The sequence below is a fragment of the Candidatus Enterococcus murrayae genome, assembly GCF_017315985.1.
In the GTDB taxonomy this organism is placed as follows: Bacteria; Bacillota; Bacilli; order Lactobacillales; family Enterococcaceae; genus Enterococcus_A; species Enterococcus_A murrayae.
In genome coordinates this window covers 1-23687 of the sequence record NZ_JAFLVR010000033.1, presented here as the reverse complement: position 1 = coordinate 23687, position 23687 = coordinate 1, and the positions used below count along the sequence as shown (strand labels likewise).

At 40.3% G+C, this 23687-nt stretch carries 23 protein-coding genes, 1 other RNA gene and 1 pseudogene; 7 read left to right on the top strand and 18 right to left on the bottom strand.

Annotated elements, in window-relative coordinates; all coding sequences use genetic code 11:
• Positions 1–75: 75 nt before the first annotated feature.
• Complete coding sequence (gdhA, locus tag JZO85_RS14300; protein ID WP_207109205.1) at positions 76–1419, bottom strand: NADP-specific glutamate dehydrogenase; 1344 nt, start codon at positions 1417–1419, stop codon at positions 76–78.
• A gap of 153 nt (positions 1420–1572) precedes the next feature.
• Between gdhA and JZO85_RS14295 the strand changes: the two genes are divergently transcribed.
• Positions 1573–2829, top strand: coding sequence for a BaiN/RdsA family NAD(P)/FAD-dependent oxidoreductase (locus tag JZO85_RS14295; protein WP_207109204.1), 1257 nt, complete (start codon positions 1573–1575; stop codon positions 2827–2829).
• Here the strand turns inward: JZO85_RS14295 and ybaK are convergent.
• Entirely contained in the window at positions 2826–3311 is a 486-nt protein-coding gene (gene ybaK / locus JZO85_RS14290; protein WP_207109203.1) for a Cys-tRNA(Pro) deacylase, read from the bottom strand. The genes JZO85_RS14295 and ybaK overlap by 4 nt on opposite strands.
• Before the next feature lie 131 nt (positions 3312–3442).
• Here ybaK and JZO85_RS14285 point away from each other — a divergent pair, with 131 nt between their 5' ends.
• Positions 3443–4480 carry a tagatose 1,6-diphosphate aldolase gene (locus tag JZO85_RS14285; RefSeq protein WP_207109202.1) on the top strand — a complete coding sequence of 346 codons (1038 nt, stop codon included), beginning with the start codon at positions 3443–3445 and terminating at the stop codon, positions 4478–4480.
• Between the two features lie 108 nt (positions 4481–4588).
• Here JZO85_RS14285 and aroD read toward each other — a convergent pair whose 3' ends face one another.
• Both aroD and JZO85_RS14275 read right to left on the bottom strand, forming a co-directional pair.
• Positions 4589–5338 (bottom strand): type I 3-dehydroquinate dehydratase, encoded by a 750-nt coding sequence (aroD, locus tag JZO85_RS14280; RefSeq protein ID WP_207109201.1) that lies wholly within the window; start codon positions 5336–5338, stop codon positions 4589–4591.
• Positions 5339–5360: 22 nt separating this feature from the next.
• A complete protein-coding gene (locus JZO85_RS14275; RefSeq protein WP_430732919.1) occupies positions 5361–6530 on the bottom strand; it encodes a class I SAM-dependent rRNA methyltransferase in 1170 nt (389 codons plus the stop codon).
• A 177-nt stretch (positions 6531–6707) separates the two neighbouring features.
• Between JZO85_RS14275 and JZO85_RS14270 the strand changes: the two genes are divergently transcribed.
• The 3 genes from JZO85_RS14270 (at position 6708) to JZO85_RS14260 (ending at position 11174) form a co-directional block, all read left to right on the top strand.
• Positions 6708–8819: an LTA synthase family protein gene (locus JZO85_RS14270; protein WP_207109199.1), complete on the top strand. Its 2112-nt coding sequence runs from the start codon at positions 6708–6710 to the stop codon at positions 8817–8819.
• A gap of 124 nt (positions 8820–8943) precedes the next feature.
• Positions 8944–9600, top strand: a complete 657-nt coding sequence (locus JZO85_RS14265; protein ID WP_207109198.1) for a hypothetical protein — start codon at positions 8944–8946, stop codon at positions 9598–9600.
• Positions 9601–9734: 134 nt separating this feature from the next.
• On the top strand, positions 9735–11174 hold the full coding sequence (locus tag JZO85_RS14260) for an NCS2 family permease (RefSeq protein ID WP_207109197.1): 1440 nt from the start codon (positions 9735–9737) through the stop codon (positions 11172–11174).
• Positions 11175–11239: 65 nt separating this feature from the next.
• On the opposite strand, the gene JZO85_RS14255 is transcribed toward JZO85_RS14260, so the two are convergent.
• Both JZO85_RS14255 and JZO85_RS14250 read right to left on the bottom strand, forming a co-directional pair.
• Complete coding sequence (locus tag JZO85_RS14255) at positions 11240–12721, bottom strand: sensor histidine kinase (RefSeq protein ID WP_207109196.1); 1482 nt, start codon at positions 12719–12721, stop codon at positions 11240–11242.
• A complete protein-coding gene (locus tag JZO85_RS14250) occupies positions 12718–13440 on the bottom strand; it encodes a response regulator transcription factor (RefSeq protein ID WP_207109195.1) in 723 nt (240 codons plus the stop codon). The genes JZO85_RS14255 and JZO85_RS14250 overlap by 4 nt, the downstream gene beginning before the upstream one ends.
• Positions 13441–13649: 209 nt before the next feature.
• Between JZO85_RS14250 and ssrA the strand changes: the two genes are divergently transcribed.
• Positions 13650–14016: a transfer-messenger RNA gene (gene ssrA / locus JZO85_RS14245) on the top strand.
• Positions 14017–14078: 62 nt separating this feature from the next.
• Here ssrA and JZO85_RS14240 read toward each other — a convergent pair.
• Both JZO85_RS14240 and allD read right to left on the bottom strand, forming a co-directional pair.
• Positions 14079–14273, bottom strand: a complete 195-nt coding sequence (locus tag JZO85_RS14240; RefSeq protein WP_207109194.1) for a hypothetical protein — start codon at positions 14271–14273, stop codon at positions 14079–14081.
• 163 nt (positions 14274–14436) lie between these two features.
• Positions 14437–15486 carry an ureidoglycolate dehydrogenase gene (gene allD / locus JZO85_RS14235; RefSeq protein ID WP_207109193.1) on the bottom strand — a complete coding sequence of 350 codons (1050 nt, stop codon included), beginning with the start codon at positions 15484–15486 and terminating at the stop codon, positions 14437–14439.
• Between the two features lie 319 nt (positions 15487–15805).
• On the opposite strand from allD, the gene JZO85_RS14230 reads away from it, so the two are divergent.
• On the top strand, positions 15806–16012 hold the full coding sequence (locus JZO85_RS14230) for a DUF378 domain-containing protein (RefSeq protein WP_207109192.1): 207 nt from the start codon (positions 15806–15808) through the stop codon (positions 16010–16012).
• A 222-nt stretch (positions 16013–16234) separates the two neighbouring features.
• Here JZO85_RS14230 and JZO85_RS14225 read toward each other — a convergent pair whose 3' ends face one another.
• The 10 genes and pseudogenes from JZO85_RS14225 to JZO85_RS14180 all read right to left on the bottom strand — a co-directional run.
• Entirely contained in the window at positions 16235–16873 is a 639-nt protein-coding gene (locus JZO85_RS14225; RefSeq protein WP_207109191.1) for a bifunctional 2-keto-4-hydroxyglutarate aldolase/2-keto-3-deoxy-6-phosphogluconate aldolase, read from the bottom strand.
• A 9-nt stretch (positions 16874–16882) separates the two neighbouring features.
• Positions 16883–17425: a 6-phospho-3-hexuloisomerase gene (gene hxlB, locus JZO85_RS14220; RefSeq protein WP_207109190.1), complete on the bottom strand. Its 543-nt coding sequence runs from the start codon at positions 17423–17425 to the stop codon at positions 16883–16885.
• Positions 17422–18048: an orotidine 5'-phosphate decarboxylase / HUMPS family protein gene (locus JZO85_RS14215; RefSeq protein ID WP_207109189.1), complete on the bottom strand. Its 627-nt coding sequence runs from the start codon at positions 18046–18048 to the stop codon at positions 17422–17424. The genes hxlB and JZO85_RS14215 overlap by 4 nt, the downstream gene beginning before the upstream one ends.
• Positions 18045–19007 (bottom strand): sugar kinase, encoded by a 963-nt coding sequence (locus JZO85_RS14210; protein WP_207109188.1) that lies wholly within the window; start codon positions 19005–19007, stop codon positions 18045–18047. Before JZO85_RS14210 ends, JZO85_RS14215 begins: the two co-directional genes overlap by 4 nt.
• Before the next feature lie 19 nt (positions 19008–19026).
• Positions 19027–20298, bottom strand: coding sequence for a gluconate:proton symporter (locus tag JZO85_RS14205; RefSeq protein WP_207109187.1), 1272 nt, complete (start codon positions 20296–20298; stop codon positions 19027–19029).
• Between the two features lie 13 nt (positions 20299–20311).
• Positions 20312–20557: a hypothetical protein gene (locus JZO85_RS14200; protein WP_207109186.1), complete on the bottom strand. Its 246-nt coding sequence runs from the start codon at positions 20555–20557 to the stop codon at positions 20312–20314.
• Positions 20558–20662: 105 nt separating this feature from the next.
• Complete coding sequence (locus JZO85_RS14195) at positions 20663–21397, bottom strand: sugar phosphate isomerase/epimerase family protein (RefSeq protein ID WP_207109185.1); 735 nt, start codon at positions 21395–21397, stop codon at positions 20663–20665.
• 181 nt (positions 21398–21578) lie between these two features.
• Positions 21579–22562: a LacI family DNA-binding transcriptional regulator gene (locus JZO85_RS14190; RefSeq protein ID WP_207109184.1), complete on the bottom strand. Its 984-nt coding sequence runs from the start codon at positions 22560–22562 to the stop codon at positions 21579–21581.
• Between the two features lie 123 nt (positions 22563–22685).
• Positions 22686–23204, bottom strand: a complete 519-nt coding sequence (locus JZO85_RS14185; protein ID WP_207109183.1) for an ATP-binding protein — start codon at positions 23202–23204, stop codon at positions 22686–22688.
• A 234-nt stretch (positions 23205–23438) separates the two neighbouring features.
• Positions 23439–23687 (bottom strand): annotated as a pseudogene (locus JZO85_RS14180) (IS110 family transposase); the annotation flags it as partial.

Sequence of the window (23687 nt, the reverse complement as noted above, 5' to 3'; positions counted from 1 at the left end):
CCTTGAAAGTCACTTCATAACAATCTATACTTTACGTTTCTTTTAATCATTTTTCAAGCTAAAACCTTTTGAAAATTAAACTGTACCTTGAGCCAGCATTGCGGCAGCCACTTTCGCAAAACCGGCAATGTTTGCACCAGCAGCGAAATTGTCTTTCTCAGCATACTTTTCAGCTGTATCACGACACGTTTCGTAGATATTTTTCATGATAGCATCTAATTTGCCGTCAACTTCTTTCTTCGTCCATGCTAAGCGTTGAGAGTTTTGGCTCATTTCTAATGCTGATACAGCCACCCCGCCAGCATTTGCCGCTTTTCCTGGTCCGTAAAGAACGTCGTTTTCATGATATAGCTTGATCGCTGCCATCGTGCTTGGCATATTTGCTCCTTCAGCGACAACCTTAACACCGTTTTTCACTAAAATCGCTGCTTTTTTATCATCGATCTCATTTTGTGTCGCGCATGGCAAGGCGATATCCGCAGCTTGTTCAAGCTCCCATACAGAACCTTCATGATATTCCGCTGTCGGACGTTCTTTTGCGTATTCTGTTAAACGTGCACGACGAACTTCCTTGATTTCCTTCAATAGTTCAACGTCGATGCCGTCTTTATCGTAAATATAACCATTCGAATCTGAACAAGTAATAGCTGTCGCACATAGGTCTTGCGCTTTTTCAATGGCATAGATTGCTACATTTCCGCTTCCTGAAACAAGAACTTTCTTACCATTAAAAGAATCGTTGCGATCTTCTAATAAATGTTTCACGAAGTAGACTGCTCCATACCCTGTCGCTTCTGTTCGGCCAAGACTACCATTAAAGCCTAGCGGTTTGCCTGTCAACACACCCATATCGTATTCACGCAGGCGTTTGTATTGACCGAAAAGATACCCAATCTCACGTCCGCCAACACCGATATCTCCAGCTGGTACATCTAGGTTTGGACCAATATGCTTTGATAGTTCCGTCATGAAGCTTTGGCAATAGCGCATTACTTCAGAGTCCGTTTTCCCTTTTGGATCAAAATCTGATCCGCCTTTACCGCCGCCGATTGGAAGACCTGTCAAACTATTTTTAAAGATTTGTTCAAAACCTAAAAATTTCAAGATACTTAAATTCACACTTGGGTGGAAACGTAAACCACCTTTATATGGGCCAATCGCTGAATTAAATTGCACACGGTAGCCGCGATTAACCTGCCAATTGCCTTTATCATCTTGCCAAGGTACACGAAACTGAATCAATCGTTCAGGTTCAAGAATCATACCTAAAATATTTTTTTCAACGTATTCCGGATGTTCTTCTAGAAAAGGAATCACTGTTGGTAAAAATTCATCCACCGCTTGTAAAAATTCTGCTTGATTCGGATCTTTTGCCTCTAAGTTCTTTTGAATCTGTTCAACATACTCTCGTACTTCCATCAAATTCCTCCTCACAGTTAATACTCATAGTTTACATCATTTTCTAATGGAAGTGAAAAAAAATTCATTCTACATCGCAATTTGAAGGAAAAATGTTCGTATTTAAGGTATGATTATCCAAACAAATTGATTGGTAAATGAGGGTTTAATAAAATGAAGAAAAAATTTGATGTAATCGTGATCGGTGGTGGCCCTGCTGGTATGATGGCCGCCATTACCGCGGCGATGAACGGTGCGCAGGTCGCACTATTTGAAAAAAACAAACGCCTTGGAAAGAAATTGCTAATGACGGGCGGCGGCCGCTGCAACGTGACAAACAATCGACCGGTCGATGACTTAATCACCCATATTCCCGGCAATGGCCGCTTCCTATATAGTACGTTTTCACAATTTGACAACCAAGATGTGATGACCTTCTTCAGCGAACGCGGCGTTGCCTTAAAAGAAGAGGATCACGGACGCATCTTCCCTGTTTCAGATAAATCTGCCACGATCGTGAATACTCTGAAGAACGAACTGGAGAATCTACAGGTCGCACTTCATTTTAAAGAACCGATCGAAAAAATCATTACTGACGGGACGACTGTTCAAGGTGTTCGAACTTCTGAAGGCGATTATTCGGCCAAAAGCGTCATAGTGACAACTGGCGGCATCACCTATCCTTCGACTGGTTCGCAAGGTGACGGCTATCGCTTTGCAAAAAGCCTTGGCCATCATGTGACTCCTTTGTATCCAACAGAATCACCAATTTTTCTGACGAATGCTTTTGTCGCTGAGAGAACGTTGCAGGGTCTGGCCTTGCAAGACGTGAAGCTGTCTGTCATTAACGAAAGAGGCAAGACTATCACTAGTCATGAGATGGATCTGCTTTTTACTCACTTCGGAGTTTCTGGTCCAGCTGCCTTACGCTGCTCCAGCTTTGTTAATCAATTATTGCGTACTCAAGAATCAGTCACACTAAAACTCGATTGCTTCCCAGAAAAAACAGCGGCAGATTTAATGGAAGAAATCAGTAAACGTTCAGCGGCTTCCACAAAACAATTGAAAAATGCTTTGGCCGGCTTTTTACCAGAGCGTCTGCTGCTGTTCCTTTTAGAAAAAGGCGGTATCGGCGAACTTGCCTACTCACAGGCATCAAAAGAGCAATTGGAAAAATTTGTTTCCTATTGTAAAGACTGGTCCTTGAATGCAAACAAAACCTTCGGGTTGGAAAAATCCTTTGTTACCGGCGGCGGTGTTGAGCTAAAGGAAGTCAGCCCTAAAGAATTAGCCAGCAAAAAAATCCCCGGCCTGTATTTCGCCGGAGAAGTGCTCGATATTAATGGTTATACTGGCGGATATAATATCACCACCGCATTTTGTACGGGCTATGTAGCAGGAACTCATGCTGCCTATCATGCTTTTAGCTAGTGAGTCAGCTCAACGAATTGCCCCCGCGTCAGCTCTACTATGGCGTTAGGGGCAATTTCCATTTGTAGCCCTCTTCTGCCTGCTGAAATCGCGATCTGCTCAAAGTTCCGTGCAGAGGCATCCACAAATGTAGGAAATAATTTCTTCATACCAATCGGTGAACAGCCGCCGCGAATATATCCAGTGGTTGCTTCTAAATCTCTTAAATGCAGCATCTCAACTTTTTTATTGCCGCTAGCTTTCGCAATTTTTTTCAAATCCAATTCGTGATCGCTAGGAATTACCGCAACGACAGGACCGGTCTTGTTTCCTACTGCCACCAATGTTTTGAATATCCGTGCCGGCTCGACCCCGACTTGTTCAGACACATGCCCAGCACCTAAATCATCTTCGCCCCACGAATATTCATGCTCTTTATAGGCGATTTTCTTTTGTTCGACTAAACGAATCGCATTGGTCTTTTGAATTTTCTTCTTAGCCAAATCTATCCCTCGCTTCATTTATTTTCTAAAGTCTAGCAAAAAAACGAAAATGAAACAAATTGGTCGTTTTATTTGGTCTTTTTTCTTAAAAGTTCTACACTGGATTTGTAATCAGAAAGGGTGTATTCATCATGAAACGAATTTCAAGAGGTAAGTTCGAAAAGATGCAGCAACTGTCAAACGATCAAGGTGTCATTGCGGCCTTAGCAATCGATCAAAGAGGCTCTATGAAAAAGATGATGCAAGCTGCTGTTGGGGAAGAAACGTTTTCTATGGATCAAGTCTATGAATTTAAAGAAATAGTCTCACAGGAATTAACGAAACATGTCAGCGCGATTCTGCTTGATGAGCAGTACGGCTTCAAGGGAATCCAAGCCAAAGATCCAAACTGCGGTTTGATCATGTCGTATGAAAAAACTGGCTACGATGCCAACACGCCAGGTCGCTTGCCTGAGTTGTTACCAGATGAATCGTTAGATCGCTTATTAGCCAAAGGAGCAGACGCAGCAAAAGTCTTGGTCTATTATGATCCGGATGAACCAAAGGAAATTTTAGCTGTGAAGCACGCATTTCTGGAGCGCTTGGGAACAGAAGCACTTGCGGCCGATATTCCTGTATTCGTTGAACCAATTGTATATGACGGAAAAATCACTGACGATCACTCACCAGAGTTTGCGAAAATCAAACCGCAAAAAGTAATTGATACTATCAAAGAATTTACAAAGGATAAATACCATATTGATGTTTTAAAAGTAGAGGTGCCTGTTTTATTTAAATACGTTGAGGGATTTAATAAAGAGGAGGGGCCGATTGTCTACACACAAGAAGAAGCGGCTGCATACTTCAAAGAAGCTGGCGAAGTGGCTACACGCCCATTCATTTACCTGAGTGCTGGTGTGCCCGCCGATATCTTCCGTGATGAATTAAAATTTGCCGGTGAGCATGGCGCAAATTACTGCGGAATTCTTGGTGGTCGTGCTACATGGCGTGATGGCGTTCAAGTTTACGCCGATCAAGGCAAAGATGGGCTGATCAAGTGGTTAGAATCGCAAGGTCGCGAAAATGTCGAGGAGTTGAACGATATTTTGGCAAAGTATGCCAAACCATGGTATGAAATTTACGGCGGTTTGGACAATCTAGAAATATTTGATGTCGATGTAATGGATTGACCACATAACATACTTTTTTAAAGTGTTTTTGAAAAAAACTTTAAAAAAGAAAAGCCGAAGGACCATATTACTATCACTTTCGATAGTTTATGCTCGTTCGGCTTTCTTTTATTTCAATTCATTAATCATCATAACTAATTTTTCTGCCTCAATTTGGGCATCGTCATAAGGCTGTCCTTCCAAACAACCATAAGTCATACAGGATCCATCTAATGATCCGCTAATTTGTGAGAATTTTCCAAGGCGTCCTAAGGATACTGAGACAACTGGTAACGTAACAAAGGTCTGTGCCTTCATTACAATCTCCATTTGGCGTAATACGTCCGCCTCGTTTTCCGGATACACAACGATCTTCGCGATATCCGCACCCCAGTGTTCCATCAGGTTCAATCGGAAAAGAACCACCGCGTCCTCTGGTGTCTCCTTAAAATTATAGTAGCTCAGCATCACACATACATCTAGTGCCTGCATCCATTTGATGAATGTTGTTGATAATTGATCAATGATCGTCACTTCCACATCCGCTAAGTCGATTGCACGAGAAGAGACTGCAAATTCATAGATGTGTCGGTACTGGCTAAGAGAAATCTCGAGCTGGCCCCCAGCTTCAGCCGTCCGCAGGTTGAAAATCAATGGGATATTTCGAATTTCATCCCGCAACGCCAACAACGTTGAGTTTAACTGATCGTCATCCAAGACATCTTCATAATAATCCGCACGCCATTCAATCACTTCAGCAACTTTCTTGGCTTTGTTCGCTTGTTCAATGATTTCATCGAAAGTCTTTCCAACAATCGGCACGCAGATTTTGGGTTTTCCTGCATCAAATCGCACCTCTCTTACTTGAACATCCATCATACGTATCCCATCCCATTTTCTACTATTTTTTTATCGTATAAAATAATACCTTCAAATAATTGCTTTCTTCAAAATTGCTGGCTGGAAAATCTGCTGGCAAGCGATAGCTTTCAGTTAATTGATAATTTACATTTTTATTCCTTAAGGCCGTTTCGATCGCTTGCTTGAATTTCTTAATTGATAAATTTGCCGCATTCGTGGAAGCAATGATCATTCCTTCATCAGAAAGAATATCTACGCTGTCTTCGATCAATCGCCCATAATCCTTTGCTACCGAAAAAGTTTTCTTCTTATTTCGGGCAAAACTTGGCGGATCCAAGATAATCAAATTATAACGTAAATTCTTCCTTGCTGCATAGCGGAAATAGTCAAATGTATCCATTACAATAATTTTTTGCTGCTCCAAGGACAAGCCGTTCACTTCAAACTGTTCCTGCGTTTTGGGCAAACTACGTTGAGCCAGATCAACACTAGTCGTCTCTAAAGCCCCGCCATAGGCCGCTGCTACAGAAAAAGCTCCCGTATAGCTGAACATATTTAACACTTTTTGTCCTGCTGCAAGCCCCTCTGTTAAACGTCCTCGAACTTCTTTTTGATCTAAGAAAATGCCAGTCATATACCCTTCATCTAAGTATACGGCATATGAAACACCATTTTCCAGTACTATTAACGGTTCCTGCGGTTTTTCGCCTGCTAACCAGCGGCTTTCTGTTAAGTCGCTTTTGAACCGGATCTTTTCAACCAATCCTTTGGCATTGGGAAAAACCTTCAACAAGCTGTCTACGATCATATTTTTAAAGTGATAGATCGTTTCGTTGTACCAAGAAATCACTAGATAGTCTGCATAATAATCAACAGTTACGCCACCAAAACCATCGCCTTCACCATTGAATATGCGAAAGGCAGTCGTCGTTTCATCTGCGAAAAAAGCTTGCCGTTGATCAAACGCATATTGAAGTTTTTCCATAAAAAAGGCTTGGTCAATTGGACGTTGTGTTTGGTCAATCACCCAGCCAAAGCCTTTGTTTTGCTTCCCTAAATAACCAGTTGCGACATATTTATTCTTATTATCAACGAACTCCACCCATTCAAAGGGAATTTTTTTTATATTTTGTTTTAAATCCTCTGCTTGAATTAATGGATTTCCTTGACGGATTCGTTTAATTCCATAATTATTTAATCCTATTTTCACTCTCATCCCTGCTTTCTACTATAGTATAGCAAAAAAAATAAGTATTTTTCGCTTATAAAGTTTTCTTTAAGCATGATTGCTCTGATTTCAATAAGAATTGACTGAGTTGACGTAAGCGAGTAAACTGTTAACAAGTGAACATCTCGCATTTTTTTTGCGGCAGAAAGGAAGTTACTATTGAAAAAACTAAAAGCTCCTGCATTTTTGAATAAACGTCTCGGCTTTTATGCGTTACTGACATTCTTATTATGGGCGAAAAGTGTTTTTGCATACCTATTTGAATTTAATTTAGGGATCGAAAGTCTGACTCAGTACTTCATCCTGTTTATCAACCCAATCGCGTCGACGATGTTTCTATTGTCGATCGCTTTATATGTGCGGCGGTCAAGAGCCTCTTACATCACGATGATGGTCATCTATGCACTGGCAAGCTTCTTGCTCTTTGCCAATATTGTTTATTATCGTGAATTCACTGACTTCATTACAGTCAACACATTCTTAGGTGCCGGCAAGGTTGCTAGCGGTTTAGGTGAGAGTGCTGTTCGGCTTTTCCGTCCATACGATGTTTTATACTTAATTGATATCGTGATCCTGCCGATTCTACTATGGAGAAAAGGGATCAAACGCGAAGAACATCCTGTTCGAGCGCGTATGGCCTTTGCGATGACTGCTCTTTCAATCATGATTTTCTCAGGAAATCTTTTCTTGGCTGAAGCAGATCGCCCAGAGTTATTGACTCGTACTTTTTCTCGCGATTATTTGATCAAATATCTTGGTGTCAATGCGTTCACTGTTTATGACGGCATTCAAACGTATAAAACCAACCAGGTCCGTGCAGAAGCAAGCCCAAATGATTTAAAAGAAGTCGAATCCTACGTGAAGGATCATTACGCTGCACCAAACAGCGACTATTATGGGATTGCCAAGGGACGTAATGTTATCACGATTCATTTAGAGAGTCTCCAACAATTTGTCATCGACTACAAGCTGAAAGATGAAAATGGTCAAGAACACGAAGTTACACCATTCTTAAATAGTATTTTCCATAGCAACAGTACGTTCAGTTTTGATAATTTCTTCCATCAGGTAAAAGCTGGAAAAACGTCAGATGCTGAAACCTTGATGGAAAACTCATTGTTTGGTTTAAATCAAGGCTCATTATTCTCGCAATTAGGCGGGAAGAATACGTTCCAAGCAGCTCCAGATATCTTAAAACAGACAGAAGGCTACACTAGCGCTTCTTTCCATGGGAACTCAGGAAGCTTCTGGAACCGTTCCGAAACGTATAAAAATCTTGGTTATGATTATTTCTTCGATTCATCTTACTACGATGTAAACGATGAGAACTCATTCCAGTATGGGCTGCATGACAAACCGTTCTTCCAGCAATCTGTGAAGTATTTGGAACGTCTGCAACAGCCTTTCTACACGAAATTTATTGCAGTATCTAACCACTATCCATACAGCGAGTTCAAAAATGACGAAGCTGGATTCCCAATGGCAGATACTGGTGATGAAACCATCAACGGATACTTCGCTACAGCAAATTATTTGGATAAAGCAGTGGAAGAATTCTTTAATTACTTGAAAGCTTCCGGCCTATATGATAATTCGATTATCGTTATGTACGGCGATCACTATGGAATCTCGAATTCAAGAAACTCTGACTTAGCTCCATTGCTTGGTAAGTCAAAAGAAACATGGTCAAACTTTTACAACGCACAAATGCAGCGTGTACCATACATGGTTCACGTACCAGGACAAGAAAAAGGCGGAATCAACCACACTTATGGCGGTGAAGTTGACGCATTACCAACTCTGCTGCACCTTCTAGGTGTAGATACAAGCAAGTATATCCAATTAGGACAAGATTTGTTGTCGCAAGATCATGACCAAATCGTTGCTTTCCGCGATGGGGATTATGTAACTCCTGAATATACGTATTACAGCGGAAGCTTGTACAGCAACAGTAACGGCATGGCAATTACTGAGCCTAGTGAAAGTCTGCAACAGCAAACAGAGAAGTGGAAAGAAGCCGTTTCTACTCAGCTAAGCACCTCAGATAATATTAACAACGGAGACCTGTTGCGCTTCTACTCAGCAAGCGGCTTGAAACCTGTTGACGCTTCTCAATATGATTATAAAGACGGTCTGAATAAGATGGAGAAAATCGAGAACAAATTGGGCGACAAGTCAACCAGCCTATTTGATCAAAATGGAAAGAAATCCACTCAAGAATTATACAAGACTGAAACTTATAAGCAATATCAAGAGCAAAGCCCACAATAAATATACAACTAACACTCTTCACGAGAATGTGAAGAGTGTTTTTTTGTCCACGCTTATTTCTTCCGATAGAATTCATATTTCTTTCAAATTAGGATTTTATACTTATTAGTAAGAGGTGGAATCCATGGATATTATTACAACAACGCTTTCGACAATCAAACGACATCGCATACAATTCTCGATTTCTTGGGTGATCAGTCTGATCGCTCTGTTTATCTTGACTAGTTTGGGTACGTTAAAGCTCGTATTGAACCATCTGGATTCCTCTAACCAGATCCAGCTATTTACTGCAAAAGAAGTGCGACAATTGCAGCAATATTTTTCTGAACGCCTGAACGCCTGCGCAATTGGTCTATTTATCTTACTTCTGATATATTTCGGCATCAAAATAAAAATACAGAAAAAATCGGCCGCTTCAATGCATGAACTGATCTACTCCATCGGATTAGAATTTTTCTTAGGCTTGATGATCGCTTCGATTTGTTTAATTCTGCTGTATACTCTTTTCGAGCCGCTTTATGAGTCGATCCTACAGTCGTTCTATCATCAGGGTCTGAATCAATTTAAGGAATTGCCAAACTTTGTATTGAGTAATGGATCAAGTGGAATCGCCTATTCAATTCGTTCCTCTCTCTCTTTTGAGTTATCTTCAACGACCTTACTAGACTTGTTTTTCAATTCATTATTTAAAGCTGTTGCTTATATCTTTTTATGCTTATGTCTGTTAATTGGCGGCTCCCGCCTAATATGCTTTACTTCTGAAAAGAAGAATGTTCGTTAAACACGAACATTCTTCTTTTTGTTTGCTCTTTTGTTAAACTATTGCTTGAAAGTCGATTGTTTCTTCATTATACTTAGAAAGTATTCGGTTTTTACCGATATAATGAACTTATTCTTAAGGAGCGTTTAATCATAATGGAGAAATTCTTTAAATTAAAGGAACAAGGCACCACTATTTCTACGGAGGTAATGGCAGGGGTTACGACATTCTTCGCCATGAGCTATATTTTATTCGTTAACCCAAGTATTTTATCAGCTTCAGGGATGCCGTTTCAAGCAGTTTTCTTAGCAACCATCATCGCATCTGTTATTGGGACTCTAGTGATGGGATTGTTCGCAAACGTTCCTTATGCACAAGCACCAGGGATGGGACTGAACGCATTTTTTACTTACACAGTCGTATTCGGACTAGGCTACTCTTGGCAGCAAGCATTAGCGATGGTCTTCATTTGCGGAATCATCAATATTTTAATTACTGTCACAAAAATTCGTAAATTAATCATTCATGCAATTCCAGAAAGTATGCAGCATGCAATCGGCGGCGGGATCGGGATCTTCGTAGCTTACGTCGGGATTAAAAACGCTGGCCTGCTTTCTTTCAGCGCTGACTCTTCAGCAATCACCAGCAGTGTAGTTGAAGGCGGCAAAGCAACAAATGTTTCAATCAACAGCGGAATCGTTCCAGCTTTAGCAAACTTCAACAACGCACCGATTTTACTTGCTGTGATCGGTTTAATCGTTACTACGATCTTAGTGGTCAAAAATGTTCGCGGTGCTATTTTAATCGGTATCGTAATCACTACATTATTAGGTATTCCTATGGGCGTTGTTCAATTAGGCTCAATCGATTGGCAAGCAAATTCACTAGGCAGTTCGATTCAAGAACTTGGTACAACATTTGGTGCAGCTTTCGGCTCTGCTGGCATGGGTTCGCTATTTTCTGATTCTTCTAAATTACCGCAAGTTTTAATGACGATTTTAGCATTCAGCTTATCTGATACATTTGATACCATCGGAACCTTTATCGGTACTGGGCGTAGAACCGGTATCTTCTCTAAAGAAGATGAAAAAGCATTAGATGATGGTTCGCGCGGTTTCAAAACAAAAATGGATAAAGCCTTATTCGCAGATGCGATCGCTACTTCAATCGGCGCTATCTTTGGTACATCAAATACAACTACTTACGTTGAATCAGCAGCTGGAATCGGTGCAGGAGGACGGACAGGTTTAACTTCTGTTGTTGTTGCCATTCTCTTTGCTTTAAGCAGTTTATTCTCTCCATTGATTGCAATCGTACCTGCACAAGCAACGGCACCTGCTTTGATCTTAGTTGGTGTAATGATGTTAGCTTCTTTTGCAGATATTAACTGGTTAGATTTAGAAGAAGCTGTTCCAGCATTCTTCGCTAGCATCTTCATGGGACTTTGCTACAGTATCTCTTACGGGATCGCTGCCGGATTTATTTTCTACACAATCGTTAAAGTAATCAAAGGTAAAACAAAAGAAATCTCACCAGTTCTTTGGATCGTGGATCTTTTGTTCATCCTAAACTTTATTATCTTAGCAATTCTATAATCTGCTGACTAGGCTCAGTTCAAATAAGAATACAATGTAAAAAGAAGCGTAGAACCAAAATGGTTTTACGCTTCTTTTTGTTCTTCTGTACTTTCTAATTCCTCAGGCTTATCCGGGAAAATGACAGTGAAGGTCGTTCCCTCATTTAATTCACTCTCAACTTTGATAGTCCCATTATGCAGTCGCACTAATTCTTGTACGATCGATAAACCTAACCCTGATTCGCCATATTTTGTATTTTTTCTGGACGGGTCTGCTTTGTAGTAACGGTCCCAAATATTTTTCACTTGAGCCTCTGTCATACCGATACCTGTATCCGATATCCTGATTTCTACGGCATGCTCCAGCTTAGTAATCACTACATTCACTGTTCCATCAGTAGTAAACTGAATCGCATTTTGAATCAAATTCACCATGACTTGCACAAAACGGTCATAATCAGCATAAACTTCGATCGGCTCTTTCGTTTGCAGTATCAGCTGATCGTTTGACGCTTCTGCTTTGGCCTGCAATTGGGCAACTAAAGTAGCGACAGCTTCAGTCGCGTTGAATTTCTGTAAAAGAATACTGATCTGATTGGTTCGGATCTTCTCATAATCCAAATTCTCATTCACTAATCGAATCAGTCGTGACGTTTCATTTTGCATCAGCTTGATCGCTTTTTCTTTTTGATTTTCTGGAATCGCGTTATACTGCATCCCTTCCAGCAATCCATTAATAGTTGTTAATGGGGTACGCATCTCGTGAGAGGCATCCGCCATAAATTGCTTTCTGCGTTCTTCCTGCCGCTCAATCTCATCCTGTGATTCCTTCAAGGAAATGGTCATCTTATTGAAGTCCTCAGCCAAATCGTCAAATTCATCACGATTGCGGTTAGGAACAACAACATCAAAATTTCCCATCGCTACCTCTTTCGTCGCAGAGCGCATCCGATTGATTCGCTTTACCTGCTGTGTTGCGAAGAAGTAGCTGACTATGATTGCGATAATTGACGCAATGATGAACGCTTTAAACAAGTCAGTTACGATCGAATTCACACTAGTCTCAACATTCATAGCAGGCTGACTAACGAGTAAAACACCAAAGAAAACTTCATCAGTAAAAAAGGGAACCATCGCATACGAGGTAGTTTGATTTTGTCCCATCACATTTTTTGAGCTGGTTTCCTTTTGCTGCTGTCCAGCTTTCAATGACTGCCATTGGGCATCGCTGACTAAATGCGGATTTACCTCTCCTGTTTCTTCTGGATATTGGACATTCCTGTCCTTATCAATAAAGACAAATGAAACATCCTGCTGATTTAAACTGGATTCAGTTACACGAATCGCAAATTGAAAAATCTCATTACTCGACATTCCTTCGAAGCGAATATCTCTGCTTAAAGAAATATTATTTTTCTCCATAGACTCTGCATAGCCGAATAATTCTTTGTAGTTATTATCCTCTAACGTTTTACGAGTAAATTGAGTGAAAGACAGTCCTAATGTCAACAGGATTAATAAAATCAAACCGCCAAAAGCCAGTAGCTGTTGATAAAGGTATTTCATCGACCAACCTCGGTATCGTCGAATTTATACCCGACACCCCAAACGGTTTGGATGACCTGTGAGCCAACCTTTTCAATTTTTTGACGCAATTTTTTGATATGAGCATCAACTGTTCGTTCGTCACCAAAGTATTGATAATCCCATACTAGTTCTAGCAACTGTTCGCGAGTAAAGACTTGACGCGGTTTCTTTGCCATCGTATACAATAAGTCAAATTCTTTCGGTGTCAACCCTTCGATTGTTTTTCCATCCAAATACGCTTCACGTGTTTTCAAATTCATCTTGAAATGATCTGTTTGAATGTCAAAACTTTCATTGCTGGCAGTGGTCTCTTTTTGCGGTTCAGACGTCAATTCGCTGCGGCGATGTAACGCTTTAATTCGTGCGATTAATGTTAATGGCGAAAAAGGCTTCGTTACATAATCATCCGCTCCCATCTCTAGACCGATCACCTGGTCACTTTCAGAATCTCTAGCCGTCAACATGATAATAGGAACTGTTTTAGAAATCTTGCGAATCTCACGCCCAACTTCCATCCCATCCATACTTGGCAGGTTCAGATCAAGCGTGATCATGTCCCATTTTTCAGGATCAGCCTTAAACGCACTCAACCCTTCCTTCCCATCGTATTTAAATTCCGCTTCCCAGCCTTCATTCAGAAAAAACATTTGCATCATTTCAGAAACGGACTCATTGTCCTCGATCATTAAAATATTCATACCTTAACCCCCTGATATCATCTGATTCTCATTCTAAGTATACTCTATTTCATTTTTTTGAACCATTACCTTACCCGTATCTTCACTAACAATTTGCTTTTTCTTCAATTTTTCAAGTTTGGAAGACTAAATCTTCAATATTCATTTACATCTTTGCATTTTTTATAACGGAATGTTATACTTTCTACTGCAACAAAAATAATTATCAAGGGGCTGTTACGGATTCGACAGGCATAGTTTGAGCCTGAATTGCGCTTCGTAGGTTACGTCTACGTTAAAACGTTACAGTTAAATATAACTGCTAAAAACAACAATAACTCTTACGCTTTAGCTGCCTAAAAACAGTTAGCGTAGATCCTCTCGGTATCGCCCATGTGCTCGAGTAAGGGTCCTATTCTAAGTGGGATACGTTTCAACTTTCCGTCTGCAAGTTGAAAAAGAGCTCATCAGACTAGCAATGTTCGCGGCCTGTCATGCGGCAGAGAACAAAGCGAAATTTAAATAGTATGACTATGAGCGTAGATTTTTAGGTGTCGATGTGTTTGGACGCGGGTTCGACTCCCGCCAGCTCCATTATAAAAAAGCCAAAACGCTGAATACTAGCGTTTTGGCTTTTTCTATTGCGAGTGCATAAAGGACTACTGCTGCTCCTGCACTTCTTTCTCTTGATCAACAAAGACAAATTTTAAGCTATCAGGATACACATAGAGAATCAATCGTTCTTTTCGGATGTCGGTTGCAACGGTTGGATAGACCTGCTCTGTTGTAACATTAGCCCGAAAAAAATCTTTTAGGGCAAATTCCAAGCCTGAATTGATAAATGGGTTCGACATTCTACTCGCTCCCTTTCACTAGCCTTTCCTCTATTATACGCGCTGTCATCTCAAATAGTGCCTTTTCTTAAAAAAATTCTGTCTTGTTAAGAAAATGAATTCTTCTTATTCTGTCGCGTTTCCTTTGAGTATCAGAAATTACTAACCTGAATAATTCACCATTTTACTCAGCAAATTTATTCTTATGATCATAACGATCGTAATGGATATCATCGCTGATCAAGTATTGATAAATGTCGTCGACAATCTCAATCCCGTTTTCTTCATAATTCTTCTCACGCATTCTTCCTCGCTCACCAGGATAATTCACTTCCTTGAAACCTGCACTCGGAGCAACAGTCTTAAGTTCGTCTAGCATTGTTGAAATTGTTTGCTTAAAAGTATCTAAGCCGACAAAAAATTCTGGATTAATAACAATGTGCAGCTGCCCTAATTCTCTTCCTTTAGAAAGATCATGATACATTGAGGAAACGTGCTTACCAAATGGGACTCCCAGCAACACACCGGATAAAACGTCGACCATCATCATCAATCCGTAGCCTTTCGCACCTGAGATTGGAACTAAGGCATTTACCTTTGTTGAGTCTGTTGTAGGGTTTCCCTGTTCGTCCACCGCCCAAGTATCAGGAATAGATTCTTTACGCGAACGAGCGTGCAAAATTTTCCCCCAAGCCTGAACCGTCGTTGCCATATCAAATGTAATGATTCGCTCATCATTACTCGGCGCTGCAAACGCGATTGGATTCGTTCCGAAAAACGGTTCGCTCCCCCCAAATGGCACGACCATTGGATCAGACTGACAGACAGATACTGCAACCAGATCCTTTTCTGCAGCTCTTTCAACATAATAAGCTAAGGCTCCGCTGTGAGAAATATTTCTAACACCAATCACCGCTACACCAGTTTCCTTAGCAATCTCGATTGCATGATCCATCGCCTTCTCAGCCGCTACAAATCCTGAGCCATTGTCTCCTTCAAAGACGCCGCAGCTTGGACCAGTCTTTTCAAAATTAAACTTTGGTTCCTGCGTGATCCCGCCTTTTGCGATTCGCTCTGAGTAATATTCGACACGCATTGCTCCATGAGAATGAATTCCTCTGGCATCGGCAAAGGTCAAGACATCACTTACGATTCCAGCATGTTCCTTTGATAATCCAGCCTTATGGATTTTGTCTTGGATCAATTGATGCAGCTCTGCTTTTGTTACTCTCATTTTATTCACCTTTTCCTTCTTATTTTTAGTTTTCGAACAAACTTTTACATCTATAGAGTAAGATTTTTTTTGCGGCTCTACACTAGTTAAAATGCACAAAAATCAATTATGATTTGTCAGTTTCATTCACCACTAACGAAAACTTGCACGATTCTCGATAATCTCAAAGAAAATAGTTCACTAAATTAATTAGGATCTCTCATACTATTTGCAGCCTTTTTCATCTAATAAAATAAAAAAATTTGTATAATGAGCAGATGAATATGTCGGTAGAATCAATTATGGTACTGTTAGACCAAATAGAAGGGAGGGTTTACAGATGAAATACCTAGATATTATCGCGCTTATATTATTGATTGTCGGTGGAATTAATTGGTTATTGGTCGGTCTTTTTGAATATGATTTGGTTGCAGCAATATCTGGTGGAAGTACAACGATTCTTGCGAAAATCATCTACATCGTTGTCGGAATATGTGCACTTTACTGTTTAAAATTTATCCCAGGAATTGCGAATCGTGCTGATTAAATTAGTTTAATGATGTAGATTCCTTCAATATATATAAAGAAAAATGAAGCCCTCTATAAAAATAGAGCGCTTCATTTTTTAGTAAAGTAAATTATAAAAGCGTCAATCTGTCAATAAAACAGTGAGGTTCAAGTAATCATATAAATGAAATAATCTCTTCCTCCCACATGCAGGTTCTAACGCCCTATTCTAGTGCAATGACTGTGTAAAAAACGTAATGACTCAATTAGTTTGCCATACCTCAATATATTCTTGCGCAGTTTTCGTGACCGAATCATAGTCTTCCTTTGCAACACCTTTGAATAAGTTCCCCCCAACACCAACCATGATTGCTCCAGCCTTTTTCCATTCTTTCAGGTTCTCTAGATTAATTCCACCTGTCGGCATAATATTTACTTGGGGCAGCGGTGCCTTTGCTGCTTTGATTATCTGTGGTGTAAAATGATTCGCTGGAAACAGCTTTACGACATCCGCACCACTTTTCATTGCCTGCTGCATTTCTGTAATCGTCATACACCCCGGCATGTATGGTACTTGGTACAAATTACAAAGTTCAGCAGTTGTTGGGTCAAAACTGGGACTCACGATGAACTCGGCTCCAGCCATAATCGCCAAGCGCGCCGTAATAGGATCTAGAACTGTACCCGCGCCAATAGTCACACCTGTATCATTTTGATATTCCTTTTTTAAATCAGTAATAACTTGATCAGCTTGAGGAACAGAAAAGGTTACTTCAATACCTTTTATGCCTCCCTTGACGACAGCCTTGGCTGCCTCAAAAGCTTGTTTACTGGTGCTTTCTCTGACGACTGCTACTACACCGGCTTTTTCGATGCGTGTCAAAACTTCAACTTTTTTCATTAAACTCACCTACTCTACATTCACATGTTCATGAAGTGCATCTTCGTTAGAAGTTTGATCTCGTTGCGCTAATTTTAAAGTAAAGGCATCCAAAGTAATATGCACCGTTTGGTCAAACAAGCTCGATAGAAGCTGAGTAGATTTTATACCTGCTCCAGTCTTAGTCGCTCCCGGTACTACGATCACTTTATCCGCTATTTTTGCCAATGGTGAATTGACATCACTAGTCAACGCAACGATACCAAGACCCAGTTCTTTCGCTTTTTCAGTATCAGAAACAATCCCTTTAGTTGTCCCCGAACCAGAAATAGCGACCCACGTATCTCCCTTCTGGATAGAAGGTGTAATCGTTTCTCCCATAACATAATCCGTATAGCCGATATGCATTAATCGCATAGCAAATCCTTTAGCTTGAAACCCACTGCGGCCAGCCCCAATCACAAAGATTCGTTTGTCCTTTTGAAATAAGGGCATGGCTTGGTCTAATTCTCTCTCATCGACTAATTCCATGACTTGATTGATTTCTTGCATGATTGTTTTGATTGTTTTCATTTGTGAACAGCTCCCATAAATTCATTTACCGCTTTTAACGGATCTGCCGCTTTCGCAATTTTTGATCCTACGATGACGACTTCAATAATTCCTTGCTCGGCTAAAATTCGTGCCTGATCCAAATCGATTCCGCCGGCAATTGCCAACCGATTGATATTGGGGTATTTTTTGTGAAATGCGTCAACGCTTGAGGCTGCATCGAACTGATCCTTGCGATCAACTGAATGATGCAGCGTATAGATCGCTTCTGGAAAATTTTTGATCTCTTCAATTTTCTCATCCGCAACCTCTAACAAATCAATCATCATTGTCTTATTTTCTTTTTGGGCCACTTCATAACAAGCCTGCAAAGTAGCTAGGGACGCCGCTCCCATCACGGTAACGATGTCGCCGCCGTAACGGAATGCTTGATTAAATTCGTAGGCACCTTCATCGATTGTTTTGCTGTCGACGAGTAAGGTAGTTTGTGGCAGAGACTCTCTCAATTTTTCAATCGCTAAGTTGCCATAATCTTTGACTAAGGATGTCCCCATCTCTAAAATATCGGTTTTACCATCTAATTGTTTTGCTAAAGCAATTGCCTCTTCTAGCGAAACACGATCAATCGCTGTTTGTAATCTCATGCTTCCACTTCCTGTTTTTGTAAAAATTCTCCCAATTCCTCGGGTGTTGGATAGCCATCATTATCCCCAGGTGATTGAACCGCCATCGCACCAATGGCGTTCGCTCGAACTACTGCTTCCTTCAAGTTTTTTTCTTCTATTAAAGCAGTGATTAACCCAACCGCGAAGCCATCTCCAGCACCAACAGTATCGACGACCTCTGGTACCTTAAAACCTGGCACAGTAAAGCTTGTACCATCCTTTTGTTTCACATAAGCACCTTCTGTCCCCAATTTAACAATCACTGTTTGAGTGGCTTCCCCATTATTTAAATAGAAATCTGCGATTGCTTCAGGATCACGACTACCCATTAAGATTTCTCCTTCGTTGATTCCCGGCAATACAATCTTAGCATGGGAGGCCAAATCATTGATTGTCGCAACCATTTCTTCTTGGCTTGCCCAAAGCTGCGGACGCAAGTTCGGATCAAAGGTAGTGGGAATCTGATTTTTCTCCAGCAAGCTGATTAGATAACGAAAAGCCTTTTGAGCTTCTGCCGAAATCGCTGGAAAAATCCCCGATAAATGTGCCATTTTCACCTCTGAAAAGTCGATCTTATCCAACACCGCTTGTTCAAAATGTGCGGCAGCTGACCCTTTACGGAAATAAAAAATACTTGGGTCGCCTTGACTGACACGATCCTTCAATTGAAAGGCGGTCCAAAAATCAGCAGTTTCTGAAATATAATCTGTTCCGATTTGATTTTCGTGTAAACGATCAATAATAAATTCACCAAATGGATCTTTCCCAACCTGTGTAATGTATTCGCTGCTATGCCCAAGGCGAGAAACACCGACAGCAACGTTAACTTCCGCTCCCGCAAGAAACTTTTGGAAGTGACAGGCGTCCTTTAAAGATTTATCAACTTCTTCTGATCCAAACAATGCAATTGGTTCTCCAATAGTTAAAAATTCACTCATAATTATTTCCTCTTTTCTTTTAAAGTAAGATATATGCAGCAATCAAATTCAGAACGGTAGCTGCCCAAGCCCATGGCATTCCTGTCAGTAAAAATGTTTTTGTATCCAGTCCGGCGTATTGGACTGACCATAAATTCCATGACTGAGTGATACAGGCTGAAACACCCATCATTGAAGGAACTACCAATAAACCATATAAGAAATATTGATCGAACATTCCTGTCCCCACTAAAATTGCAGCGGTCGCAGCACCGGCACCGTACAGCATCAATGGACCCCGGAAGTATGAAAGCGGAGCAATGATAGCAACGATGATTATTAAAACGAGTTTGCTATTGGGGATGATTTCCTGAAAGACACTTGTAAAACCAGACATCGCGTGAACCGCAGCAGATTGAAACATGGTCAAAACGAATAGCATAATCAGCAAACCTGCGATATCGCTGATCGCATGCTTAGCGGTTTCATTCATCATCGTCACAAACTTGCTGTAGCGTTTCATGTTGCCTGTCGCAGCAAAAGCAATAATTGTGGAGATCAAAAGCGCAGGAACTGCATCCCATTTAGCAAAAATGCTTAATGCTACTGGTAAAACTGGCAATACATAGGTCCAAACTGGTACTTCAACAACTTCTTCTTCCGTGCTGCTTTCGACAATTTCAGGTTTTCCATTACGAATTTTCTTTGAATTGAACAGAATAAAGAGGAGCAAAATCACTAATTGCACGCCCATTGCGACAAAACCAAAACGCTGATAGTGCGGCCCCCATTCTACTTTCGGAAAGAACACTTGAAATTGAACAAATAAGACATTGTTGACGTACATTGCTGAGCCAATCGCAATCGTGAAAATTGAAACTGCAATGTTTTTCGGTACACCGATTGAGAACATGATTGGAAATAGAATCACTCCGACTGCAATGGCCGAACCAACCCCATATGAACTAGTGAAAATTAAAGCGATTACAAGAGCAATTAAAATCGTTGCTAGGACAGGGCTCTTCTTCCCAACTTTTTCTGTTCTTCGACTGATGCTTCCGGCAATCCCGGTATCAACCAGGACTCGTCCAAACCAGGACCCAAAGATGATGTATGCAGCTGTTTTCCCATAATTTAAAACCGGCTCCGTGAAGATCTCCTTCACTGCTGTGTTAAAAGGAACCATTCCGATGATTGTCCACAAGATTGCCATTACAAAGAAGCCGACGGTTAAGTTACCACCTTTCATGGCGTAGAGAACAAAGATGATAAAGGTGACAGCTAATAATATTCCTGTTAGTGCGCTACCCATGTTTGTCCACCTCCTAATAGTTGTTTAGTTCACTTAAGATGCGTTGATATTTTGAAATTGGTTTTGCATGATCTTCAACAAAGAAGTCATTTTCCAGATGATTGAATTTTTGAATCAAATAATACCCGGTTAAATAGGCCGCCAGTGCTTCTTTAGCCGCACTCTCCATATTTTCTTTATCAATTTCGGGGCGATGAATCGTTTCCATAAAATGATAGGCAAATTTTTCTGGATCGATTTTCGTTTGTTGATCAGTCATTAGATTTCCTCCTAGTTTGTTTCAGAATCATTCTTTCTCTACTGTGAAAAGAAAGTGATGTGCTTGACGTATACATGCGTTGCTTTATTTGATGATTTCACTCCGTCAGCTTCCTTCAAGTAATCCTTTTGCCTCTAAGATTTCTGCATTTGAAGCTGTCGGATATTCGATGGCAACAGGTACCTCTTGCGGTAGAATCTGCAATACTTTACGCCAAGCGATCTCTCCATGGTCAAGCCCAGCAGCCTGTGGTTTTTGGTTTTCGTAGCGAACATCCTTCACGTGGATATAATGAACATAGTCCTTTAACAATTCAGCGGCCTCTATTTCGTCTTCTCCTACAAATCGCCAATTTCCGAGATCGTAGACATATCCTATTGCGGCTTTGGCTTTCTCCACTGCCATCATATATTTTCTAATTGCATTGATCGTACCTGAAGTTTGGGTTTGATCATTTTCAATGGAGATTTCTACCCCTTCACTAAGAAGCGCTTTCAATTGGTCTAAATGAAGCTCATCGCTAAAATCTCCAATGTTCCATTTGATGTGCTTGACCCCCATTTTCTTCGCTTCAATAAGGTATTGCTCCAGGTTAGGATTGATTTCCCCTTGGATATAGACCTCATCTGGAACACTGTAAAATAATTGCAGCTTCAAACGCGTTGCTTCAGATTGAATAACAGGAATCTCTTCTTCAATCTTTTGAAAGTATTCTCTTCTGATTTCAACTTTGCTAAAACCTAAGTCTGCTGCCTCCTGTAACAAGTCCGCCTGTAGCTCGCCTTCTGCAACTCTATCTGCAAAAACTAAAAAATTCAGCACTAATCTATTACTCATCATAAACATCGTCCTTTCAATTAGTTAACCGGTTTCTATAAACACATAGTAAACCGGTTTCCGAAATATGTCAACGGTTACATAATTAAAAAACATTTTATACATACATAAAAATAAGCCGCATTTGGAAACCGGTTTCCAAATGCGGCTTATTCTTCATATACTTATTTTAAAAATAACACATCTAAACTGATTTCCGCCAGCGAATATCTGACGGCACAATAATTTCTTCTCTTTCTTTAGGTTCTTTTAGCAATTCTAGTAGATATTGACCAGCAATTTTTCCGATTTCTTTGGAAGGCTGCTCTATGCTTGTAATCCCTGGTCCAACTAATTCGGTTAAGCTCCAATCATCAAAGCCGGTAATACCGAGCTTTTCTGGTATCGCGATTTCTTGTTTGATCAACCATGCCAAAACATCCATCAGAACTCGGCCATTAGATGCGAAAAGCAGGCTTTTTTTCGAGTCAGCTATAATTGGTTGGAGTAATTCAGGAATCTCCCCCTCATCTGTAACCTCCACCAGCTGATACTCCTTTCCAACCTTTTGGACGGTTTCTTTAACCGTTTGAAACCGCAGTTCCCTAGTGCTCACATCTTTTATCGGTTCACTGACAATGATTACTTTTTCGTATCCCTTGCTCAAAGCCTTTTTCACTACTTCTTGTGTTGCGGCAACATTATTTGTCATTACCGAGGACCATTTTTCCGGTTCCGTTTGTCGATCGACCAATAAAAGAGGAATATTTCTTTCTGTAATAAATTCATAATTGGCTGATTGTCGCGACGATGGCTGAAGGATAATCCCCTCCACGCTTTGATCCAGTAATTTCTCTAACAATTCCTTTTCTTGTGCCACCGAATTGGCTGCATCTACAATAATCATTTGGTACCCGCTTTGCTCAAAGACTGAGCCAATTCCTTTTAAAAGCAATGAAGAATAAAGATTAGAAATATCTGCGACCACCACACCAATTAAATAGCTGTGCTTAGATTTTAATGCTTGCGCTTGTTTACTAGGCCGATAATTTAACCGCTCGATCACTCCTGCGATTTTTTCCTTCGTTTCTATAGACATATTGCCATAGTTATTGTTTAAAAATCGTGAGATCGTCGTTTTTGATACTCCTGCTTCTTCGGCGACCTCTTTGATCGTAATTTTTTTCATGTTGTTTTTCTCCAACTATATCTTTTTTATTATTGTAGCGAATTTTAGCGTGAATGGAAAGACAGCGACTTTCATACAGTCCTACAGTTCTGTTTCTACAACTCAAGGTATCACATATATCCATCACTTCTCCAGCTTTAAATCGATCTTATACGTCTCATCAATCAGAATATAATCGCACTCATATTTTTTACACATCTCTAAATTCCTAGTGTTGTTCTCAATCATTGATTCGATGGTTAAATCAGAATCATCTACTCTTTTATCTATACTATTTGCGTACTGTTTAATATCAGTAAAATGCTTCTCAATATATTTCTGTGTCATGATCAGACAATAATAGTCGATATGTTCCAATAATTCTTTACTAAAGGACTCTTTCCAATTAAAGGGAATGTAAAGCCCCTCGATGATAAGATTTTGCTCGTTTTCGATCGCAGTCTTAATAATTTCTTTTAAAATATTCCAGAGATAGGGAGTAAGCTCCTTGTCATCCTCAGGCGTCAGCTTGGTTTCGCCGCTTCGCACCAGCCCCATCTTTAGATGATCAACCGAAAGATAAGGAAAGTGATATTTCTCTAGTAGCTTTTGAGCCAGTACGGTTTTTCCTGTATGAGAAGCTCCAGTAATTAATACAATCATTTTTTCTCCTTTCATTTCATTGACCAATCCGTTTACCAGTCTGCCGTACATTATAAAGTAATTGCAAATTATTGATGATGTTTAAAGCTTTTTCTTTTATACTTATTGTAACCGAAACCAATAGAGACAAACTATATTAAGTCAAGCGTAATATGAAAATTTTGAATAACATAGTTTGGATGTGGTTTGAAGGCATGACAAAGAAACCCTAGGCAAAGGGAATTTTTGAAAAGATCAGTTAATAATCATTTTCTGCTCCTCATAGGGTTTATTGTCTTTCAGTAGTTGATAAATGATCCGTACCAGTTTTCTTACGACATGGCTAATAGCGACATTGTAGTGTTTTCCTTCTGCTAGTTTTTTCTGGAAGTAGACACGCATAGACGGCGACCAAATAGACATGAGCCTGGCGGACTCATGCAATGCCCAGCGTAATTGCGAAGATCCGCGTTTGACCATTCGTCAAGTTTCCGTTTGATTCAT

Bases quoted from the DNA above. Each gene is read 5' to 3' on its own strand.
- gdhA (WP_207109205.1), bottom strand. From the start codon at position 1,419: ATGGAAGTACGAGAGTATGTTGAACAGATTCAAAAGAACTTAGAGGCA.
- JZO85_RS14295 (WP_207109204.1), top strand. From the start codon at position 1,573: ATGAAGAAAAAATTTGATGTAATCGTGATCGGTGGTGGCCCTGCTGGT.
- JZO85_RS14285 (WP_207109202.1), top strand. From the start codon at position 3,443: ATGAAACGAATTTCAAGAGGTAAGTTCGAAAAGATGCAGCAACTGTCA.
- aroD (WP_207109201.1), bottom strand. From the start codon at position 5,338: ATGATGGATGTTCAAGTAAGAGAGGTGCGATTTGATGCAGGAAAACCC.
- JZO85_RS14265 (WP_207109198.1), top strand. From the start codon at position 8,944: ATGGATATTATTACAACAACGCTTTCGACAATCAAACGACATCGCATA.
- JZO85_RS14260 (WP_207109197.1), top strand. From the start codon at position 9,735: ATGGAGAAATTCTTTAAATTAAAGGAACAAGGCACCACTATTTCTACG.
- JZO85_RS14255 (WP_207109196.1), bottom strand. From the start codon at position 12,721: ATGAAATACCTTTATCAACAGCTACTGGCTTTTGGCGGTTTGATTTTA.
- JZO85_RS14250 (WP_207109195.1), bottom strand. From the start codon at position 13,440: ATGAATATTTTAATGATCGAGGACAATGAGTCCGTTTCTGAAATGATG.
- JZO85_RS14240 (WP_207109194.1), bottom strand. From the start codon at position 14,273: ATGTCGAACCCATTTATCAATTCAGGCTTGGAATTTGCCCTAAAAGAT.
- allD (WP_207109193.1), bottom strand. From the start codon at position 15,486: ATGAGAGTAACAAAAGCAGAGCTGCATCAATTGATCCAAGACAAAATC.
- JZO85_RS14230 (WP_207109192.1), top strand. From the start codon at position 15,806: ATGAAATACCTAGATATTATCGCGCTTATATTATTGATTGTCGGTGGA.
- JZO85_RS14225 (WP_207109191.1), bottom strand. From the start codon at position 16,873: ATGAAAAAAGTTGAAGTTTTGACACGCATCGAAAAAGCCGGTGTAGTA.
- hxlB (WP_207109190.1), bottom strand. From the start codon at position 17,425: ATGAAAACAATCAAAACAATCATGCAAGAAATCAATCAAGTCATGGAA.
- JZO85_RS14215 (WP_207109189.1), bottom strand. From the start codon at position 18,048: ATGAGATTACAAACAGCGATTGATCGTGTTTCGCTAGAAGAGGCAATT.
- JZO85_RS14210 (WP_207109188.1), bottom strand. From the start codon at position 19,007: ATGAGTGAATTTTTAACTATTGGAGAACCAATTGCATTGTTTGGATCA.
- JZO85_RS14205 (WP_207109187.1), bottom strand. From the start codon at position 20,298: ATGGGTAGCGCACTAACAGGAATATTATTAGCTGTCACCTTTATCATC.
- JZO85_RS14200 (WP_207109186.1), bottom strand. From the start codon at position 20,557: ATGACTGATCAACAAACGAAAATCGATCCAGAAAAATTTGCCTATCAT.
- JZO85_RS14195 (WP_207109185.1), bottom strand. From the start codon at position 21,397: ATGATGAGTAATAGATTAGTGCTGAATTTTTTAGTTTTTGCAGATAGA.
- JZO85_RS14190 (WP_207109184.1), bottom strand. From the start codon at position 22,562: ATGAAAAAAATTACGATCAAAGAGGTCGCCGAAGAAGCAGGAGTATCA.
- JZO85_RS14185 (WP_207109183.1), bottom strand. From the start codon at position 23,204: ATGATTGTATTAATTACTGGAGCTTCTCATACAGGAAAAACCGTACTG.